This is a genomic window from Paratractidigestivibacter sp. (assembly GCF_052362415.1).
Classification (GTDB): domain Bacteria; phylum Actinomycetota; class Coriobacteriia; order Coriobacteriales; family Atopobiaceae; genus Paratractidigestivibacter.
On record NZ_DAWEMK010000042.1, the window covers coordinates 6,139 to 8,817 of the forward strand.

The 2,679-nt window shown below is 63.0% G+C and carries 3 protein-coding genes; 1 reads left to right on the forward strand and 2 read right to left on the reverse strand.

All coding sequences use genetic code 11. The annotated features are described in order from the left end of the window. Positions 1–365: 5-oxoproline transporter, DUF969 family subunit (locus tag ACT84W_RS05835; RefSeq protein WP_444328538.1), on the reverse strand; the 365-nt coding region annotated here is incomplete at its 3' end. A 350-nt stretch (positions 366–715) separates the two neighbouring features. On the opposite strand from ACT84W_RS05835, the gene ACT84W_RS05840 reads away from it, so the two are divergent. Next, positions 716–1,861, forward strand: coding sequence for a hypothetical protein (locus ACT84W_RS05840; RefSeq protein WP_444328539.1), 1,146 nt, complete (start codon positions 716–718; stop codon positions 1,859–1,861). A gap of 465 nt (positions 1,862–2,326) precedes the next feature. On the opposite strand, the gene ACT84W_RS05845 is transcribed toward ACT84W_RS05840, so the two are convergent. Next, on the reverse strand, positions 2,327–2,679 hold a 353-nt coding region (locus tag ACT84W_RS05845; RefSeq protein ID WP_444328540.1), incomplete at its 5' end, for an L-serine ammonia-lyase, iron-sulfur-dependent, subunit beta.

Sequence of the window (2,679 nt, forward strand, 5' to 3'; positions counted from 1 at the left end):
AAGCCCGCGACGCCGCCGAAGCCGACGTTGAAGGCGGCGAAGATCACGCGGAAGATGCCGTAGGCGGCGACGACGAGGCCGGCGGTCGCGCCCTTGAACTTGGCCATGAGCGTCGCGGCGGCCTGCTTCAGGCCGTTGCGCTCGAGGGTGCCCGTGATGACGAACGTCATGATGAAGATGAGCATGGAGCGGTTCGCGACGAAGCTCTTGCCCATGGTCGAGAGGAACGTCACGGGGTCCATGCCCGCGACGAGGGCGGTGGCCACGGCGGCCACCATGATGATGAGGATCGAGTCGAGCTTAAGCGCGAAGCCGACGACGACGATAACGATGCCGAGGAGCTTCAGGAGGCTCATGGGGTCCATCTCACCACTTCCTTTCCCAGCTGGGTTTATAGACAGAAAGTAATTCTACACGGAGTCACCACGAAACCTCCGCTCTCCGTGCACGAAATGGCGAATGGAGACAGTCCAGCTCGGGTCGTCGATGCAGTTGTCGACATGGGGCGCAGTCGCATAGAGAACGTCTGTTGACGACGCACGCCGGTTGGCGGCGCGCGTCGGTTGGCGGCGCGCGTCGGTTGGCACCGAGATTGCGTATTTCTACAGAATCGCGCTCCATCGGCGTGATTTTGTAAGAATACGCAATCTCGGCGTTTTGGGCGTTCTTCTCCCCAGGGATATGGCAAGATACGACCCACGAAAGAGGTGGTCGCTTGGGCAAAGAGGCGCGCGAGCGGATAGAAGCACGGCTGGGCGAGGCTGGGTCCCGCGGCTCATGCTTTGCGGCAACTGAAGCCGCTGACCTTATCTACCTGCGCCGCCTAATCAAGAAGGAGCGCCCGCGGAGCGTCTTCGAGCCGTACCCGAAGCTCTTCGTCAAAGCAGACACCTGGCAGGCGCTCGATAGAGGCGCCCGGGCGCTCTTCATAATCAAGGGCATCGCGGAGCTGCATCCTCATTGGGTGTTCTTCGGCCCGAGCGCCGCGCTTATACATGGGATGCCCGTCTCGTGGAAAGACCTTCGCAAACCCTATGTGGTCACCTCATCGTCTATCTCGGATGCCGAGAAGGCGCAGCTTGTCCATCGTTCATCGGTCAAGGACGAGTTATGCCTCTGTCAAGGCGTCCGCGTGACCAGCCCCGTAAGGACCCTCTTCGATTGCGCATCGAGGCTCAGCTTCCAATCGGCTCTCGCGATCGCCGACGGTTATGCGAGGACCGGGGGGCTCGGCGCAGAAGAGCTCTGCGACGACATCCGGATGCGCTTCCGCGGCCAACGAGGAGTAAAGCGCGTCGCGGCCATCTGCGCACATGCGGATGGGCGGGCCGAGAGCGGCGGGGAATCCATCGCCCGTGCGGTCATGATCCAGCAGGGGTTTTATCTGCCTGAGCTGCAGACTCCTCTTCCCGACCCCATCGACCCGGCAAAGATGTTCCGCGCGGACTTCGCATGGGAGAGCAAGAAGGGGATCGTCCTCGGCGAGCTGGACGGCGCGAAGAAGTACACCATGAGCGGCGACCCGCTCGACGCCCTCCGTGATGAGCGAATCCGAGAATCCCGCCTCACCGCATACGGTCACGCTATTCTGCGCTTTTCCTATGCTCAGTTGCTGCCGAGGAACCGAACAGAATTCGTCGCGCTGCTCGAGAAGTTCGGCGTCCCGAGGGGACCGAAGCCCAGGTTCGTGGACGGCGTCCCGGAAAAAAGACGGTCAACTATGCCGGGTGGCGCGGAATGCCGCTTCTTTGCGCATTCAATGGCCTCGGGCGCCACGGGAGCAATGAGATCGAGTTCGGATATGCCGCTGCACGTCGCATCGCCGCTTAGCGCAACGGCAAAGCCATCACAACGCTATTAGATAATCCTCGCCGAATAAATCGCACTTCGCTAATCGAAGTCCCCTTGCTATTCGCTCGCCATATTCCGAGATTGCGTATCTTTGCAAAACACGTGTCCCGATGGGTCATTTTGTAGAGATACGCAATCTCGACACCAGACGCCGTCCGCAAAGAGGGGCCAGAATCGAAAGCGGCATCGTCTAAATCGTCGAGAATCCGCATTCCTACAGAAACAGGCCGTTTAAGCTCGCATTTGTAAGAATGCGCAATCTCGGCGGTGGCGGAGGCAATCAAGGTCGTCGCAGAGACGGCAAGAAGGGCGAACGGCTAAAAAACGAACGCGCAGGGGCCCGCAGGAAATGAGCCGCCCACGCGTTAAAGGCAGCCACCCGCAAACGCCGTAGACTGCATGCCTGCCGCGCGCCCGACACGCGACGCACTCCCTGCCTGCAGCGCTCGCCCGACGCACAGCGCCCGTCCGCCCGCTACCGGCAGCCCCCGCAGGCGGCGCAGGCGGCGGGCGTGGCGGCAAGGCCGCCGCGGGCGGTCTCGCGCAGGCTCGCGGGCAGCGCATGGCCGACCTCGCTCATCGCGTGCACGACCTGGTCGAACGGCACGAGGCTGCGCACGCCGGAGAGCGCGAGCTGCGCCGACGAGAAGGCTGCGGCCACGCCGATGGCGTTTCTCGCCTGGCACGGAACCTCAACGAGCCCTCCCACCGGGTCGCACACGAGTCCGAGCAGGTTCGAGATCGCCAGCGAGCTCGCCGTGAGCGCCTGCTCGGGCGTGGCGCCCATGAGCTGGGCGCACGCGGCGGCGGCCATCGCGGCGGCGCTGC